Origin of the sequence: Streptococcus suis (assembly GCF_002964045.1) — a bacterium.
GTDB lineage: Bacteria > Bacillota > Bacilli > Lactobacillales > Streptococcaceae > Streptococcus > Streptococcus suis_U.
Window position 1 is genome coordinate 1 of record NZ_POPB01000138.1, and the last position, 334, is coordinate 334.

Here is a 334-nt window from a genome sequence, read left to right on the forward strand (position 1 = left end):
TCCTTTAGGTTTTTGTAGTTTCATGATATTTCTCATTTCTCTAAATCTTGTCCTTTATTTTATCATATTTTGGGCTTTTTTGGAAATGGCAGAGCAGACAAAAAGCCGTGCCTACTGACACGACCTTGTTTAAAAAGCTATTTCTTGTCTACAATCTGGAAATTCAAGTCGGCCACTTCAATCTCAACCTCAAGTTTTTCTTCTGAGTTGAGATTGAGGAGGTTTTCTAAGGCTGTTTCTGCAAAGGCGGCCACTTTTTCTTGGCGTTCCGCGTCATTCAATACTTTCTCACTTGTCTTGTAAATGGCTTCTTGGGATTTATCATTTAGAACTT

The 334-nt window shown here is 37.7% G+C and carries 1 pseudogene; it reads right to left on the reverse strand.

What is annotated here, in order from left to right:
* Positions 1–137 precede the first annotated feature (137 nt).
* Positions 138–334: pseudogene (locus C1E99_RS00595) on the reverse strand (hypothetical protein); the annotation flags it as partial.